Source organism: Arthrobacter sp. YD2, from assembly GCF_030410475.1.
In the GTDB taxonomy this organism is placed as follows: Bacteria; Actinomycetota; Actinomycetes; order Actinomycetales; family Micrococcaceae; genus Arthrobacter_B; species Arthrobacter_B zhangbolii.
On the sequence record NZ_JAUHHB010000002.1, the window covers coordinates 415314 to 431618 of the forward strand.

At 66.4% G+C, this 16305-nt stretch carries 15 protein-coding genes and 1 tRNA gene; 7 read left to right on the top strand and 9 right to left on the bottom strand.

Annotation, left to right across the window (positions count from 1 at the left end):
* Nucleotides 1–30: 30 nt before the first annotated feature.
* Entirely contained in the window at nt 31–915 is an 885-nt protein-coding gene (locus QWJ37_RS08565) for a PAC2 family protein (RefSeq protein WP_227901859.1), read from the top strand.
* Between the two features lie 70 nt (nt 916–985).
* Here the strand turns inward: QWJ37_RS08565 and mshC are convergent, their stop codons facing one another.
* The 3 genes from mshC to QWJ37_RS08580 all read right to left on the bottom strand — a co-directional run bounded on the left by mshC (nt 986) and on the right by QWJ37_RS08580 (nt 3553).
* Nucleotides 986–2266, bottom strand: a complete 1281-nt coding sequence (gene mshC, locus QWJ37_RS08570; protein WP_227901860.1) for a cysteine--1-D-myo-inosityl 2-amino-2-deoxy-alpha-D-glucopyranoside ligase — start codon at nt 2264–2266, stop codon at nt 986–988.
* A gap of 23 nt (nt 2267–2289) precedes the next feature.
* The gene (locus tag QWJ37_RS08575; protein WP_227901861.1) at nt 2290–3114 is read right to left on the bottom strand and encodes an undecaprenyl-diphosphate phosphatase; all 825 of its coding nucleotides are present in this window, start codon (nt 3112–3114) and stop codon (nt 2290–2292) included.
* A 73-nt stretch (nt 3115–3187) separates the two neighbouring features.
* Nucleotides 3188–3553 (bottom strand): hypothetical protein, encoded by a 366-nt coding sequence (locus QWJ37_RS08580; RefSeq protein WP_227927799.1) that lies wholly within the window; start codon nt 3551–3553, stop codon nt 3188–3190.
* 41 nt (nt 3554–3594) lie between these two features.
* Here QWJ37_RS08580 and QWJ37_RS08585 point away from each other — a divergent pair, with 41 nt between their 5' ends.
* Complete coding sequence (locus tag QWJ37_RS08585) at nt 3595–3828, top strand: DUF5703 family protein (RefSeq protein ID WP_227901863.1); 234 nt, start codon at nt 3595–3597, stop codon at nt 3826–3828.
* Nucleotides 3829–3835: 7 nt separating this feature from the next.
* Here QWJ37_RS08585 and QWJ37_RS08590 read toward each other — a convergent pair whose 3' ends face one another.
* Both QWJ37_RS08590 and QWJ37_RS08595 read right to left on the bottom strand, forming a co-directional pair.
* The gene (locus tag QWJ37_RS08590) at nt 3836–4990 is read right to left on the bottom strand and encodes an acyl-CoA dehydrogenase family protein (protein ID WP_227927800.1); all 1155 of its coding nucleotides are present in this window, start codon (nt 4988–4990) and stop codon (nt 3836–3838) included.
* A 40-nt stretch (nt 4991–5030) separates the two neighbouring features.
* Entirely contained in the window at nt 5031–6365 is a 1335-nt protein-coding gene (locus QWJ37_RS08595) for a M20/M25/M40 family metallo-hydrolase (RefSeq protein ID WP_290245045.1), read from the bottom strand.
* Nucleotides 6366–6569: 204 nt separating this feature from the next.
* Between QWJ37_RS08595 and QWJ37_RS08600 the strand changes: the two genes are divergently transcribed.
* The 5 genes from QWJ37_RS08600 (at nt 6570) to QWJ37_RS08620 (ending at nt 11289) form a co-directional block, all read left to right on the top strand.
* Nucleotides 6570–6652 (top strand) — tRNA-Leu (locus QWJ37_RS08600).
* A gap of 112 nt (nt 6653–6764) precedes the next feature.
* A complete protein-coding gene (locus QWJ37_RS08605) occupies nt 6765–7919 on the top strand; it encodes an AI-2E family transporter (RefSeq protein ID WP_290245046.1) in 1155 nt (384 codons plus the stop codon).
* A gap of 121 nt (nt 7920–8040) precedes the next feature.
* The gene (locus QWJ37_RS08610) at nt 8041–9390 is read left to right on the top strand and encodes a hemolysin family protein (RefSeq protein WP_290245047.1); all 1350 of its coding nucleotides are present in this window, start codon (nt 8041–8043) and stop codon (nt 9388–9390) included.
* A 61-nt stretch (nt 9391–9451) separates the two neighbouring features.
* Nucleotides 9452–10855, top strand: coding sequence for an APC family permease (locus tag QWJ37_RS08615; protein ID WP_227901868.1), 1404 nt, complete (start codon nt 9452–9454; stop codon nt 10853–10855).
* A 41-nt stretch (nt 10856–10896) separates the two neighbouring features.
* The gene (locus tag QWJ37_RS08620) at nt 10897–11289 is read left to right on the top strand and encodes a universal stress protein (RefSeq protein WP_227901869.1); all 393 of its coding nucleotides are present in this window, start codon (nt 10897–10899) and stop codon (nt 11287–11289) included.
* Here QWJ37_RS08620 and QWJ37_RS08625 read toward each other — a convergent pair.
* The 4 genes from QWJ37_RS08625 to QWJ37_RS08640 form a co-directional block, all read right to left on the bottom strand.
* Nucleotides 11286–12503 carry an aminotransferase class V-fold PLP-dependent enzyme gene (locus QWJ37_RS08625; RefSeq protein WP_227901870.1) on the bottom strand — a complete coding sequence of 406 codons (1218 nt, stop codon included), beginning with the start codon at nt 12501–12503 and terminating at the stop codon, nt 11286–11288. The two genes, QWJ37_RS08620 and QWJ37_RS08625, sit on opposite strands and share 4 nt — an antisense overlap.
* A 133-nt stretch (nt 12504–12636) precedes the next feature.
* Entirely contained in the window at nt 12637–13581 is a 945-nt protein-coding gene (locus tag QWJ37_RS08630; RefSeq protein WP_290245048.1) for a MaoC/PaaZ C-terminal domain-containing protein, read from the bottom strand.
* Nucleotides 13578–14918, bottom strand: a complete 1341-nt coding sequence (locus tag QWJ37_RS08635) for a 3-oxoacyl-ACP reductase (RefSeq protein WP_227901872.1) — start codon at nt 14916–14918, stop codon at nt 13578–13580. Before QWJ37_RS08635 ends, QWJ37_RS08630 begins: the two co-directional genes overlap by 4 nt.
* Before the next feature lie 2 nt (nt 14919–14920).
* Nucleotides 14921–16252 carry an acetyl-CoA C-acetyltransferase gene (locus tag QWJ37_RS08640; protein WP_227901873.1) on the bottom strand — a complete coding sequence of 444 codons (1332 nt, stop codon included), beginning with the start codon at nt 16250–16252 and terminating at the stop codon, nt 14921–14923.
* Between the last annotated feature and the right edge of the window lie 53 nt (nt 16253–16305).

Here is a 16305-nt window from a genome sequence, read left to right on the forward strand (position 1 = left end):
ACGAGGTGGTCCGGGGCATAGTGTGGTCGTGTGAGCAATACTGATGGCTTTGGCGCCGCTGGCCTCCAGGACTATTTTGGTGACGATTCGCCCTCAGGGCGCGTCACGGTGATGCTGGCTGCCTTCGAAGGATGGAACGACGCCGGCGAAGCCGCCTCCGACGCCCTGAAGGTCCTGAGCAGGCACTGGGACAGCGAAAAAATAGCCAGCATAGACGCCGACGAATACTACGACTTTCAGTTCACCCGGCCCGCGATCAGGCGCACCGCCTCCGGGGCCCAGCGGATCAAGTGGCCCACCACGCGGATTTCAAGGGCGGAAGTCCCGGACAGCAACCTGGACGTCATCTTCGTCACCGGGGTGGAGCCGTCCTACAAGTGGCGCGCCTACACCGCCGAGATTATTGCCCTGGCCAAGGAACTCGATGTGGACTGTATTGTCCTGGCCGGGGCCCTGCTCGCCGATGTTCCGCACTCCCGGCCCATTCCGGTCACCGCCACGTGCGAGGAAGCGGACCTGCAGGATGCCCTGACCCTGGAGCCATCGACCTATGAAGGCCCCATCGGCATTGTCGGCGTGGTCTCCCATATGGCGGGGCTGGCGGACATTCCCTCGGTTTCGCTGTGGGCCGCGGTGCCGCACTATGTAGGGCAGGCGCCGTCGCCCAAGGCGCAGCTTGCCTTGCTCAACCGCATCGAAGAACTCCTGCAGGTGCCGTTGGAAACCCAGCTGCTCACCGAAGAGGCCGAAGCCTGGGAACGCGGGGTGGATGAGCTGGCTACCGAGGATCCGGAAGTGGCAGCGTATGTGCGCCAGCTGGAGGAAGCCAAGGACACCGCAGAGCTGCCCGAGGCCAGCGGCGAGTCGATTGCCCGCGAGTTCGAGCGTTACCTCAAGCGCCGGCGCCGGGACTGACAGCACTCCCCCGGCCGGCAGCATCCCGCGGGACGCGCGCAGCCGGGGGCGGGTTCCTAGAGGCGGGTTCCTAGAGGCGGATGCCCAGCAACGCGTTGACTGCGGCGGAAACCAGTTCCCCGCCGCCCCGGGTGCCCGGTGTGCCCGCGGATACGGCTGCGGATGCCCAGGCATCCACGGCCCGCAGCGCGGCAGGTGCGTCCAGGTCCTCTGCCAGTGCGGCGCGGATCTGCTGCAGCAGCGTCCTGGCGGCGTCTTCGGCAGTATATTCAAGCGCCCTGCGCCAGTCGGCGAGACGCTGTTCGGCCGCGCGCAGCTGGTCAGCCGTCCAGAACCAGTCGCTCCGGTAATGGTGTCCCAGGAGAACCAACCGGATGGCCGCGGGCTCCACGCCGTCGGCACGCAGCCGCGAGACGAGCACCAGGTTGCCCAGCGACTTGCTCATTTTCTCGCCGTCAAGGCCCACCATGCCGGCGTGGGCATAGTGGGAGGCCAGCGGCGCACCGGAACAGGCGTAGGCATGGCCGGCACTCATCTCATGGTGCGGGAACACCAGATCGGATCCGCCTGCCTGCACGGTAAACGGCCGGGGAAGGAACCGCTGGGCAATGACGGAGCACTCAATGTGCCAGCCCGGACGGCCGCGGCCGAGCCGGCCGCCGTCCCAGGACGGCTCGCCGGTGCGTGCCTGGCGCCACAGCAGCGGATCCAGGGCGTTGCGCTTGCCCGGCCGTTCAGGGTCGCCGCCGCGTTCGGCGAACACCGGCAGCATCTCCTCCCGGCTCATGTGGGAGACCTGCCCAAGCCACCAGGCATCCGGGTCTGACGGGGCCAGCGCTGACGCGGCGTCGACGTCGAAGTACAGATCGCCGTCGGGTTCCCCGGCGCTGCCGGGCACCCGGTACGCCAGTCCGCGGTCCATGAGGGCTTCAACTGCCGGGACGATCCATTCAACGGACTCCACCGCACCGATGTAGTGGTCCGGTGCCAGGACGTTGAGGGCTTCCATGTCGTCACGGAAGAGCTGTGTCTGTTCCGCGGCGAGCTCCCGCCAGTCCACTCCCGTGGCGTTGGCGCGCTCCAGCAGCGGATCATCCACGTCGGTGACGTTCTGCACGTAGGTGACGGTGTGCCCGGCGTCCCGCCACTGGCGGTTGAGCAGGTCGAAGGCAACGTACGTGGAGGCATGGCCCATATGGGTGGCGTCATAGGGGGTGATTCCGCAGACGTACATGCTGGCGGCACCGTCCGGCTGCACGGTCACATGTTTTTGTGCAGCCGTGTCATACAGACGGATGTCATCCGAGGTTCCGGGCAGGGAGGGCAGGGAGGGGGATTTCCAGGCAATCACCTAACAAACTCTACTGCTCACGGCTAGGCCGTAATGACGCCGAAGCCCAGCAGCAGGTAGATGCACACGCCCAGCAGGATGCGGTACCAGACGAACAGGCGGTAACTGCGGGTTGAGACGTAGCGCAGGAACCAGCCGATGATGACAAAGCCCACAACGAAGGCAACCACGGTGGCGGCGCCGGTCTGCAGCGCCGTGTACGGCATGGGCTCGTCGATTGACTTCACCAGCTGGAAGAGTCCGCTGCCGAAGACGGCGGGTATGGCCAGCAGGAAGGCGTAGCGGGCAGCCGCTTCACGGGTGTACCCCATCAGCAGGCCGGCAGTAATGGTGCCGCCGGAACGCGAGACGCCGGGGATCAGTGCCAGGGCCTGGGCGAATCCGTACAGGATGCCGTGCTTGTAGGTCAGCTTGTCCAGGGTGCGCTGCTGCCGTCCAACAGTGTCCGCCACCGCCAGGATGATGCCGAAGACAATCAGCATGGTGGCCACGATCCACAGGCTGCGGAAGGTGTTTTCGATCTGGTCCTGGAAGAGGAGCCCCAGGACCACAATGGGCAGTGTGCCGATAATGATCAGCCAGCCCATCCGGGCATCCGGATCGCTGCGCGGCACCCGGCCCACCAGGGAGCCCCACCAGGATTTGATAATCCTGACGATGTCCTTCCAGAAGTACACGGCCACCGCCGTTTCAGTGCCCAGCTGGGTGATGGCGGTAAAGGCGGCACCCGGATCCTGTGCACCGGGCAGCAACTCACCGACAATGCGCAGGTGGGCGCTGGAGGAGATGGGGAGGAATTCTGTCAGGCCCTGGATCAGGCCAAGGAAGATCGCTTCAAACCAATTCACACTAGAACTCTATGACACGAACTCCGTGCCCCGCGGACGGGGTCCCCGGTGCCGGCAGCGGGTTCTTCCGGGATTACCAGCCCGCCGGGCGGTTGCTGCCGTTGTCTCCGGTGTCCGGAGTGCGTCGGCTTTCGGGCCGGGTTGACGGGGCATCGCCGGTAAGGTCCGGGCCGATGACGTCGATGCTGTCGTCTTCGGCCGGATCCAGCTCGTCACCGGTTTCATAGTCCTCGTCATCGTCCTCATAGATCTCCAGCGGGGTGACTTCCCCGTAGGCGTCGTAGAGGACTTCCTCGTAGACTTCGAAGGCATCCGCAATTGCCAGATACGCGCTCTCCACCACCGGGTCCTTCTCGCCGCGGCGGGTTGCGGCGGCGGCAAGGTGCTCCTCCAGGGCGGTAATCAGGGACTGGAGCGCGATGCGCGGATCTATGCTCATGCACTAGACGTTAGCTGTAAAGTAGGCAAAATTGGAGGGAAATGCGCGAACAAATTCTTGCACCGGATGTCTCCCGCCGGCCGGAAAACGCCCGGGACTATGAGTACCTGGTGGTGTCGGTAGATCCCACTGAGCCGCTTCACGAAGCGCGCCGACGGCTGGTTGAGCACGCCGAATACGGGAAGTGGGAGCTGCACCGAAGCCGGATTTACAGCGGCGGTGGCCGCCGTTTCTGGCTGCGCCGCCGGATCCTGCGGGTACAGCGCACCGCCTGAGCCCGGATTACCCGCTGTCCACCGGCCCCAGGACAGCATTGGCCACACTGGCATGCACCGAGTCCTCGCTGGAGGGATGGAACATGCCCGCGAGGACATCGCGGTACAGCCGCTCCAGTTCCTGCCCGCGGGAGTAGGCCTTTCCCCCTGCCACGCGCACCGCGGTTTCCACGACGCTGCGGGCGGTCTCCGTGGACCGGTATTTCAGGCCCGAGAGCAGCGGGAACCAGTAGGTCCCGTGATCGACGCCCTCTTCCAGGTCCCGGGCGACGGCTGCGAGCTGCAGGTGCACCCCGTCCATGCGCAGTGCCGCATCGGCGATCTTCCACCGGGTCTCCGGATGGGCCGACGCCGGAACCCCGTCGGGCGAGACGCGCCCCGCCGCTGCCTCGGCTGCCAGCTGTACGGCCCGGTCGCCTATCCCGGTGTACACGGCAGAGAGCAGGGTCTCGAACATGCTGAAGATCCCGAATACAAAAGCGTCCCCGTGTGGGCCTACGGGCGTGGACCGGACCATCCGGCCCGCCGGAACCTCGGCTCCCTCCAGTCGTGTGGTGCAGGACTGGCTGGCACGCATGCCCATGGTGTTCCAGTCATCAGCCGTGCTGATGCCTGCCGTGCCCCGATCAGCGAATCCGAAGACCAGCCGCGGCTCGCCGGGGTCCGTGGCGTCCTTGCCGAAAATCCCCAGCCGCGTCCATGCCGGGGACAGGCTCGTGAAGATCTTGGTTCCGGTGAAGGCATAGCCGCCGTCCCCCAGCGGACGCGCGGAGGTGTGCGAGTCAAAGAGCACCGCCGGGTTGCCGGGTTCGGAGACCCCGAAGGCGAACAGCTCCCCCGCGGCAGCCTCCCGGAGAATGAACGCCAGGGAATCATCTCCGCGCAGGGCCAGCAGGTGGGCAACCCCGCACCACACCAGGTGCATGTTCACCGCCAGGGCGGTGGCGGGTGCCGCGCCTGCCAGCAGCCGCTGGCAGGCCACGACGTCGGGCACCCCCATACCCGACCCGCCCTCGGTGAGCGGCGTGAACAGGGCAAGGTAACCTGCTGCGCGCAGATCCTCCAGGTCCTCCGTGAAGAAGGAATTGGTATCGTCATAGCCGGCTGCGCGGGAGCGCAGCCGCTCCAGCAGTTCGGGGCTGAGGATTTCGGTGGCCGGCACGGCGGCGCTCCTTTCGCAGAAGGCGGTCTGGCCCGGGGGCCTAGTAGTCCTGCAGCAGGCGGGAGAGTACCCGCGTGCCGAATTTGAGTGAGTCCACCGGTACGCGTTCATCCACGCCGTGGAACATGCCGGTGAAGTCCAGGTCCTCCGGCAGGCGCAGCGGTGCGAAGCCGTAGCCGGTGATGCCCAGCCGGCTAAGCGACTTGTTGTCCGTGCCCCCGGAGAGGGTGTACGGCAGTACCGGTGCGCCCGGATCCTCTGCATGCAGGGCGGAGATCATCGAATCCACCAGGTTTCCGCTGAACGGGACCTCCAGTGAAACGTCCCGGTGTTCATAGCTGACGTCTATTCCCTCGCCGGCGAGTTCCCGGATGGTGGCAAGCACTGCCTCTTCCTGGCCCGGGAGGGTCCGGGCATCGATCAGGGCCTCGGCGGTCCCCGGGATGACATTGTGCTTGTAACCGGCCTTCAGCACGGTGGGATTTGAGGTGTTCTGCAGGGTAGCGCCCACAAACCGGGCCACGGTTCCCAGTTCAGCCAGGATCCGGTCCGGGTTGTCCGGATCGAACTCGACGCCGGTCAGCTCCGTCACGCCGTCGAGGAAGGCCCGCGTGGTGTCGGTCAGTTCAATGGGCCACGGGTGGCTGCCGATGGTGGAGACGGCGCGGGCCAGCCGCGTGACGGCATTGTCCGTGTTGATCTGGGAGCCGTGACCTGCGCGGCCGTGGGCAACCAGCCGGAGCCAGGAAATGCCTTTTTCAGCGGTCTGCAGCAGATAGGTGCGGCGTCCGCCGATGGTGGCCGAAAACCCGCCCACCTCCGAGATGGCCTCCGTAGCGCCGTCGAACAGTTCCGGGCGGTGCTCCACCGCCCAGCGGGCACCGTAGTCCCCGCCCGCCTCTTCGTCAGCGAAGAAGGCAAAGACAATGTCGCGGCGGGGCCTGGTGCCGGTGGCTGCCATGGAGCGCATAACGGACAGGATCATCGCGTCCATGTCCTTCATATCGACGGCGCCGCGCCCCCAGATCAGGCCGTCACGTTCCTCGCCGCTGAAAGGGTCAACAGTCCAGTCCTGCTTCTGGGCAGGAACCACGTCCAAATGCCCGTGCACCACCAGTGCCGGCAGGGACGGGTCGCTGCCCTCCATCCGGGTGACCACCGAAGCGCGGCCGGGGGCTGATTCAAACAGATCAGCTGTGAGTCCGGCCTCCTCAATCAGCCCTGCGGTGTATTCGGCCGCTGCCCGTTCCCCCGGGCCGGAATTGTCGCCGAAGTTGGAGGTGTCGAAGCGGATCAGGTTCCGGCAGATCCCAACAACCTCGTCTTCGGCGCGGAGGTGTCCGGACGCGGACTCTGGACGGACATCATCGGGCATGCGGGTTCTCCTTCGTAGCTGTCCAGCAAGCTTAGCCAGAATGGAGGTGCGGACGGTCACATTTGGACCTTGGAAAGTGCACAACCGCCCTCCGGCTTGGGCCGATTCGTTGTTACGGCCAAAAGCGTGTTAGAGTTTTTTCCGTTGCTTTTGAAGCTTTCAAACAGCGGAAACGCTGCAGACAAGGCAGATAAACCACTCTCTGCGCGGGTGGCGGAATGGCAGACGCGCTAGCTTGAGGTGCTAGTCCTCTAACGAGGGTGGGGGTTCAAGTCCCCCTCCGCGCACAGCGAAGTCCCCCGGGAATCTTTGGATTCCCGGGGGACTTTTTTGTTATCTGTTGCGCCGGTGCCCCGAATCCGGGTTGCCTTGATTACGTCAAGGCAAAAGGAGGCCCCCGTGGCTTCGGAGACAGAAGGTACCGGCAGGGCGTCCGCGCTTCCGCGGAGCGCCGTTATCCTGCTCACTCTGGCGGGAGGGACCGTAGCAGCCTTCGGCCTTGCCGCCGTCAGGGATGTTTTCACCCCGGCCTTTCTTGCTCTGGTACTTACCCTCTGCGTCCATCCGCTGAGTCAGTGGCTGCATGGCCACGGCGTTCCCCGTGGTCTGGCAACCGGAACGGGGATAGTCACCGTTTTTGCCCTGCTCGCCGGTTTCGCCGCGGTGCTGGTGGCGGCCTTGGGCCGGTTTTCGGCTCTGCTGCCGCAGTACGCCGGGCAGCTGGAAGAGGCCGGGGCGTCGCTGGCGGACGCACTGACCGCTGCGGGCTTCGGGCCGGAGCAGGTGCAGGCAGCCGGTGAGAGCCTGACCCCCGAACGGCTGCTCGGATTCATCGGGGGTCTGCTGGGCAACGTCACCGGGCTGGTCGGGGCCTTGGTCATTATCCTTACGCTGCTCATCCTGATGGCCGTGGACGGTTCCCGGATCCCCGCCCTGCTGGAGCACCTGGGCGGCCACCGTCCCGTCCTGGTGACGGCGCTGAAGGACTATGCCTGCAGCGTGCGCCGCTACATGGTTGCCACCACTGTCCTGGGGCTGCTCCAGGGGCTTTTCAACTGGCTGGTCCTGCTCATCCTGCAGATTCCCGGGGCACTGCTGTGGGGGCTGCTGTCCTTCATCTGCAGCTTTATACCGAACATCGGGTACTTCATCGCCCTTATTCCGCCGCTGTTTTTCGGCTACCTCACCGGGGGCTGGCCGACGGTGGTTGCCGTGGTGATCATTTTCGGCGGCGTCAACGCCGTCATCCAGTCAATTGTGCAGCCCCGGTATGTGGGCAACGCGGTGAATCTCAGCGAGTCGGTAACCTTCATCTCGGTCCTGTTCTGGGCCGTGGTGCTCGGACCGGTGGGTGCCGTCCTGGCCATCCCGCTCACCCTGCTGGTGCGGACCATCCTGCTGGACTCGAATCCGTCCCTGTCCTGGTGGCGGCCGGTCACCGGCGACCGGACGGAGCTTGAACCGCTGCTCTCGGCGGAGGACGCCGCCATCCGGTCGCGGCGCCGGAGGATCAGCCGGCGAAGGGCCGGCGGTGCCGGGGCCTCCCCCGCGTGACGGCCCGTCTTACTTCCCGCGGCGGCTGACGGCACTGCATACGCGCCGGACTGGCCGCCCGCGTCCCCGGGATTCCGGTGGAACGTGTCCTGTACGCCCGGGCGCCGGTACGCTCGGAGTCATGGACGGCGGTACTGGCTTTAACCTCCTGCTGGTTGTCTTCTTCATCCTCCTTGGCGGAGTATTCGCCGGTGCCGAAATGGCACTGGTGTCCCTGCGCGAGAGCCAGATCAACCGGATCGAAGCAACGGGCACCGGCGGAAAGAAGATCGCGGCGTTGGCCCGCAACCCCAACCTCTTCCTTTCGTCCATCCAGATAGGCGTCACGCTTTCAGGCTTTTTCTCGGCCGCATACGGCGCCTCGGCACTGGCCCCGGCCGTGGCACCGCTGCTGCGCGGCGCGGGGCTGGGACCGGCAGCCGCAGATGCTGCCGCCTTCATCCTGCTCACCCTCGCCGTCGCCTATTTGTCCCTGGTGCTGGGAGAACTGGTCCCCAAACGCCTGGCAATGCAGAACGCGGAGCGGGTGACCAGGATCCTCGCCCCGCCGCTGAACGTCTTTGCCGTGGTGATGCGCCCAGTGATCAAGGCGCTGTCCGTATCCACGGACGCGGTAGTCCGCCTGCTGGGCGGTGACCCGCGGGTCAAAACCCCGCCCATTAGCTCGCAGGAACTGTGGGACATGGTCGCGGCCAGTCCGGTCCTGGCGGAGGACAGCAGGCGGATCCTTTCGGACGTTTTTGGCGCAGGCCAGCGCCTGCTCCAGGAAGTGATGCGCCCGCGGCCCGAGGTACGTTTCCTGCAGGCGGACCTGACACTGCCCCAGGCACGGGTGGCAGTCCATTCGCTGCCGTATTCCAGGTACCCCGTCATCCGGGACTCCCCGGATGACGTCATCGGCTTCATCCACGTCCGTGACCTCCTGCGGGGAGACGGGGACGGCGGGGCGAACGCCACGGGCGGAAGCCGGGGCGAAACTCGGACCATCGCGGATATTGTCCGCCCGCTGCTGTTCCTGCCCGGGACGGCCACCGTAGTGCCCTCGCTGTCGCGAATGCGGGCCGAGCAGAGCCATATTGCGGTTGTGGTGGATGAATACGGCGGAACGGACGGCATTGTCACGCTGGAGGATCTGGTCGAGGAACTCGTGGGCGAGATTTACGACGAATATGACACCGGGCGCGACCCGGAAGACCGGTTCCGGAAGGAAAAGGGCCAGCTGGTGGTGGACGGGGCGCTGATCCTTCAGGAGTTTGAACGCCTGACCGGAATCGGCCTGCCGGAGGGGCAGTACGAGACGGTGGCGGGATACATCCTTGAACAGCTTGGCCGCATGGCCCGCCCCGGGGACAGTGTCGCTGCACCGGGGTGCCGGCTGGAGGTCCTGGGCGTACGCCGGCGCAGGATCGGGGCCGTCCGGGTGATTCCCGGGTCAGCCGGGCAGCCGGGTGGCCCGGCGCCATTGCCTTAGCCTCGCGCACCGCGCAGAATACCGACCAATGCGGTATCGGTGAACGTCCGGGAGGACAGCCATGGCTGACATCAAAGCGGAAACCGGTCAGACCGAGCTCAAGCGGGTCATGGGGACCAAACTGCTGCTGCTGTTCATCGTCGGTGACATTCTGGGAACCGGTGTGTACGCCCTCACCGGGCAGGTCGCCGGTGAGATCGGCGGAGCGGCGTGGGCGCCGATTCTGCTGGCCTTCGCAGTGGCCACCATCACGGCACTGTCGTATCTGGAGCTGGTCACCAAGTATCCGCAGGCGGCCGGAGCGGCGCTCTACACCCACAAGGCCTTCGGGGTACATTTCCTGACCTTCCTGGTCACGTTCGCTGTGCTCTGTTCGGGTATTACCTCCGCGTCCACTGCGGCCAAGTTCCTGGCCGAAAACTTCATTGTCGGATTCCGGCTGGAATGGGGGCAGACCGGAGTCACCTGGATAGCGGTCGCCTTTATGCTGCTGCTGGCCGCGATTAACCTGCGTGGAGCCGCGGAGAGTGTGCGCTTCAATATCGTCCTGACGGCCATTGAACTGACCGGGCTGCTGATTGTGATCGTTATTGGTTTCTGGGCCATGGGCCAGGGGAATGCGGACTTCTCCCGCGTGGTGGTGTTCGAGACCGAGGCGGGCAAGAGCGTGTTCCTTGCGCTCACGGGCGCCACCGCCCTGGCTTTCTTCTCCATGGTTGGCTTCGAAGACAGCGTGAACATGGCGGAGGAAACCCACGACCCGGTGCGGATCTTCCCGAAAGTGATGCTGACTGGCCTGAGCATCACCGTGACGGTCTACCTGCTGGTGTCCATCGCGGCGGTGGCCGTGGTCCCCGTGGGCCAGCTCTCCGAAAGCGCAACACCGCTGCTGGAAGTGGTGCGGGCAGGAGCCCCGAACCTGCCGGTGGACAGTATCTATCCGTTCCTGTCCATCTTTGCCGTAGCCAATACCGCCCTGATCAACATGCTGATGGCCAGCCGGCTGCTCTACGGCATGGCGCGGCAGGATGTGCTGCCGCGCGGGCTCTCGCTGGTACTGCACGGACGGCGGACGCCGTGGGCGGCCATTGTTTTTACGACGGCGATTGCCGTGGGCCTCATTGTGGTGGTCACCAACTTCATGGGCCGGGGAACGGTCACGGCCCTCGGCGGAACCACCGCGCTGCTGCTGCTGGCCGTCTTCACGGTGGTGAACATTGCGTGCATCGTGCTTCGCCGGACGCCAACGGACCGGCCGCACTTCCGCTCCCCCGGCATCATGCCCTTCATCGGCGCCCTGACCTGTGCCTTCCTGCTCGGCCCGTGGGCCCAGGATCCCATCGAATACCGCATCGCCGGGATCCTGCTGCTCCTGGGCCTGGTGCTCTGGGTGCTGACCTGGTTCTGGAACCGTGCCGTCAAGGCACGCAGGACCCGGTTTACCGACCCCACGGAGTTGAATTAGGTGCGAAGGCACGGCCCGTACACATCAGGAAGAAGGAGACCATGAGCGTCGTCGTCGGATACGTCCCCACACCGGAGGGCGAATCGGCCCTGAGCGCCGGCATCCGTGCTGCCAGGGAACTGGGTACCGGGCTTGTGGTGGTGAATGTGGAGAGCAGCCACGGCGCCCGGAGTGCCGCCCCACGGGACTACCTCCAGGCACTGGAGACGGTGCTGCAGGGCTCACGGCTGCCCCATCAGCTGCTGCATCCGGTAGGCGACTACGATTCCGCGGAGGAGATCCTCAAGGCAGCGGAAAGCCATGACGCGCGGCTGATCGTGCTGGGGCTGCGGCCCCGCACCCCGGTTGGGAAACTGCTGATGGGCAGCACCGCCCAGCGGGTCCTGCTGGAGGCCGGCTGCCCGGTGCTCGCGGTTAAGGCCGGGCAGGCCTAGAGTTCCGAGAGCACCGCCTCAACGCCGGTAAACGTCTCTTCAAAGGACGTGGACAGCGGCGAGAGCCCCAACCGGATACCGTCCGGGTTGCGGTAGTCGGGAATGATCCCCTGTTCCCAGAGCCTGGCAGTCACCGCTTTGAAACCCGGGCCGTCAATGGTGATATGGCTGCCACGGCGCTCCGGATCGCGCGGTGAGGCAAGCACGACGCCGTGCGGCGCCAGCAGCGCGTCCACAGCAGTTACGGCATACGCGGTAAGGGCCTCGGACTTGGCCCGGACAGCCTCCATGCCGGCTTCGCGGATCAGGGCAATCATGTCCTGCATGGCGAGCATGCCCAGGATCGGGGGTGTGCCGGACACCAGACGGCGGATGCCGTCCGCCGGAACATAGCCCTGGGCCATGCCGAACGGATCCTGGGAACCCAGCCAGCCCTGGATCGGCTGGGAGAAATCCGGCTGGTGGCGGGCAGCAACATAGGCCCAGGCCGGCGCACCGGGACCGCCGTTGAGGTATTTGTAGCTGCAGCCTACGGCGTAGTCCGCGTTCCAGGTATCAAGCTCTGCCGGAACCGCCCCCGCGGAGTGGCAGAGATCCCACAGCACCAGCCCGCCGGCCCGCTGCACGGTTTCGGTAATGGCGGCAGCGTCGGCCAGGTAGCCGGACCGGTACGCCACATGGCTGAAGACAGCCAGCGCGGTCTGCGGTCCCACGGCATCGGCAACCGCCCCGGCGCTCACGCCGCCGGCATAGTCTGCGCTGACCCAGCGAAGGGTCAGGCCGCATTCGCGGGCCACACCCTCCAGCACGTACCGGTCGGTGGGAAAATTGTCCGCGTCCAGCAGGATCTCGGTGCGGTCCGGTCGGGCGGCGACGGCGGCCCGGGCAAGTTTGTAGAGCAGTACGGTGGTTGAATCTGCCACGATGCACTGGCCGGGTGCCGCGCCCAGGGCTACCTCCCCCAACTCGTCACCGATGCGGGCGGGCAGCTCCAGCCATTCCTCGTCCCAGCCGCGGATCAGCCGTCCGCCCCACTGCCGGGCAACAAATTCCTGCAGGTGTTCGGCAGTGGCACGCAGCGGACGGCCCAGCGAATTACCGTCCAGATAGGCACGGACTCCCTCTGCGGGCAGGAAACGGTCCCGGTAGCCCGCCAGCGGATCAGCCGCATCCAGTTCCTTGGCCCGCAGCAGCAGGGCGGCAGCATCAATCATGAGCAAAACATTAGCAGCGCCCCGCCTGCACGGGACCGCCGTCCCGCCGTCCCGCGGCACGTTAAACGGGCCTGCCCGGTACCGGAGACTGGCTCGGGTACCGGGCAGGCCCACCCGGGGAACTGCGCCGGAATCAGGCGCGTGTGCCGGCGGCGAACCCGCCGGCAGGTGCATCTCCGGAAACCAGCGGAGCAACAATCCCGGAGAAGTGCCGGCGCTGGGAGCGCGGGTTCCAGCCGGTGAAGCTGGAACCGGACCATCCGGCGTCCTGCTCCTCGTCGGTGATGGCCACGGCAACCGTGGCGGGCAGGAACACCGGCGACTCGAAGTCAATGCTCCATTCGAAGGGCCCCTCGTGGGTCTGCACCGCATCGGCCACCACCCGGGAGGCCAGGTACATGCCGTGGGCCAGGGACCGCTTCATGCCCAGTGCCTTCGCCGACAGGCGGCTGAGGTGGATGGGATTAAAGTCCCCCGAGACCCGGGCATAGTTACGGCCTGCATCCGCCCCGAGGCGCCACGACGCCGTCGGCAGCGGCGGAATGAACTCGGGGCGGGGACCGGCCGCTGCCGGCCTGTCGATCTTCGGCAGGAAGACGCCCTTGGCCAGGTAGGTCGAGCGGCCGCGCCACAGGACCTCACCGGCATCGGAAGTAACCTCGGCAACCAGCTCCACCTGGGTGCCGGCACGGTGGCCGTCCAGGTTTTCCGCCCAGGCGGTGACCGTCAGCGGTTCGGTGTAGTGGATGGGACGGAAATGCTGGACAACGTTGCGCAGGTGCACCATGCCCAGCAGCGGAAGCGGAAAGTCCTCCCGGGCCATCAGGCTCATGGCGACCGGGAAGGCAAACGTGTGCACGTATCCGGTGGGCAGGTAATCCGTGGCGCTGTGCAGGACCAGGCGCTGGAAATCGGTCAGCTTGGCCAGATCCACAACGGCGCCGCGGACTTCATGCCGGTCAGCCGGGAGCAGCCCGGTCCCCTTGGCCGGGGACAGGCGCGACTTCGCCGCGCTGCCCACGGCGCCGGCATACAGCTTGCCCAGTGCCGGGATTTCGGTGAGCTGGGTAGTGCTCATGCGCCCACCATGTTCTGGCCGCACACCCGGACCACCTGGCCGTTGACCCCGGCAGCCGCATCGGAGGCAAGGAAGGCGATCGTCTCTGCCACATCCACCGGCAGGCCGCCCTGCTGCAGGCTGGACAGCCGGCGGGCCACCTGACGGGTCAGTGCGGGGATGGCTGCGGTCATGTCCGTCTCAATGAATCCCGGGGCAACGGCATTGATGGAACCGCCGCGCGGAGCCAGCAGCGGTGCCGTGGCCCGGACCATGCCGATCACGCCGCCCTTTGAAGCGGCGTAGTTGGTCTGGCCCCGGTTGCCGGCGATTCCGCTGGTGGAGGCCAGCGACACAATCCGGCCCTCCGGGCTGAAACCGTCGGAGGCCAGGAAGGTTTCATTCATGCGCAGCTGGGAGGCAATATTCACTGCGATGACCGAGCCCCAGCGGGATTCGTCCATGTTGGCAAGGAGCTTGTCGCGGGTGATCCCGGCATTGTGGATCACGATGTCCAGGTGCCCGTAGCGCTCGGCGGCGTGGGCGAGGATCCGGTCAGCGGCGTCTTCGCGGGTGATGTCCACCTGCAGGGCAGTGCCGCCGATTTCGTTGGCCACCTTCGCCAGCTGTTCACCGGCTGCCGGAACGTCCACCACAATGACCTGCGCGCCGTCGCGGTGCAGGACCTTGGCAATGGCTGCGCCAATGCCGCGGGCAGCACCGGTCACCACCGCCACCTTGCCTGCCAGCGGCGCATTCCAGTCCGCCGGCAACGTTCCCGCATCGGAACCGACCGTGACGAACTGGCCGCTGACGTAGGCACTCTTGCCCGACAGCAGGAAACGCAGGGCGGCGGCCACCGAGGGAGCAGTAGCCTGTGTCCCGTTGGCCAGCACGATGCCGTTGGCAGTGGCACCGCCACGCAGCTCGTGGGCGATGGAGCGCAGGGTCCCGTCAATGCCCTGCCGCGCTGCTGCTGCGGCAGGGTCCTGCGCCTCGGCAGCGGGACGGGAAACAGTCACTACGCGGCCGCCCGGGGCGAGGTCGCGCAGGGCAGCACCGGCAGCCAGCACCGGCTCGCCCAGATCGGCAGGGGCCGCGGCGTCGTCGAGCACAATCACGATGGCGCCGAGCTTCTCCTTTGGCATCGCGTGGCGGCGGACGTCCTGGTCCCAGGACAGCAGCAGCTGGGCCAGGTCATCGGCGCTCTCGCCCTTGCCCAGTACCAGCACGGGGCCGGGGACCAGCGGCTTCGACGGATCGAAGCGCCGCAGGATGGCGGGACGCGGCAGGCCGAGCTTTTTGGAGAGGTCCCGGGTGATGCCGGTGTTGACCAGCTTGAGGTAGGTATCAGTCATGGTTAGCGCGCCTCCAGGATCGCGACGAGGCCCTGTCCGCCGGCGGCACAGATGGAAATCAGGCCGCGGCCCGAACCCTTCTCATGCAGCATCTTCGCCAGCGAGGCGACGATGCGGCCGCCGGTGGCAGCGAACGGGTGGCCGGCTGCCAGTGAGGAGCCGTTGACGTTGAGTTTGCTGCGGTCGATGCTTCCCAGCGGTGCATCCAGTCCCAGGCGGGTGCGGCAGAACTCCTCGTCCTCCCAGGCAGCCAGGGTGGAAAGGACGGTGCCGGCGAAGGCCTCATGGATCTCGAAGAAGTCGAAGTCATCGAAGGTGAGGTTGTTGCGGGCCAGCAGGCGGGGCACTGCGAAGGCCGGAGCCATCAGCAGCCCGTCCTTGCCGTGCACAAAGTCCACGGCACCGGCTTCGGCGTCCACAACGTTGGCCAGCATCGGCAGGTCGTGTTCGCGTGCGTAGTCTTCGGAGCCAAGCAGTACCACGGAGGCGCCGTCGGTCAGCGGGGTGGAGTTGCCGGCGGTCATGGTTGCGGCGTCGCCCAGGGATTTGCCGAAGACGGGCTTGAGCTTGGCGAGCTTTTCCATGGTGGTGTCCGGACGCAGGTTGGCGTCCTTGGCCAGGCCGCGGTACGGGGTCACCAGATCATCAAAGAAACCGCGGTCATAGGCTGCGGCCATGTTCCGGTGGCTGTTGAACGCCAGTTCGTCCTGGGCCTCCCGGGTAATCTTCCACTGCGCCGTGGTCAGTGCCTGGTGCTCGCCCATGGACAGACCGGTGCGCGGTTCGCCCGTGGTCGGGGCGTTCGGGGACAGGTCCTTGGGCCGGATCTTCGCGACGGCGGCGAGCTTCTGCTTGGTGGTGCGTGCACGTGAGAGGTCCAGCAGGGCCCGGCGCAGACCTTCGCTGACTGCGATGGGGGCATCCGAAGCGGAGTCCACGCCGCCGGCAATGGCGGATTCCAGCTGTCCCAGCTTGATCTTGTTGGCCAGGCTGACCACGGTCTCCAAGCCGGTGGCGCAGGCCTGCTGCACGTCGTAGGCGGGGGTTTCCGGCGACAGTGCCGAACCCAGGACCGCTTCACGGGTGAGGTTGAAATCGCGGGAGTGCTTCAGGACGGCGCCGCCGGCCACTTCGCCGATCCGTTCGCCCTGCAGGCCGAAACGGGCAATCAGCCCGTCGAGGGCAGCAGTAAGCATGTCCTGGTTGGAGCTGTAGGTGTACTTGCCGCCGGAGCGGGCGAAGGGAATGCGGTTGCCGCCGATCACTACGGCCTTGCGGGGTGCGGTGGTGCCGTTTGCGGGCGTGGCGCGGGCGGGTTCGGGCTGTGCAGCCATGTCGTCGCTCTCCTTGGAATCCAGGGGGGTGGGTGGAACGGTTCGGTGTGACG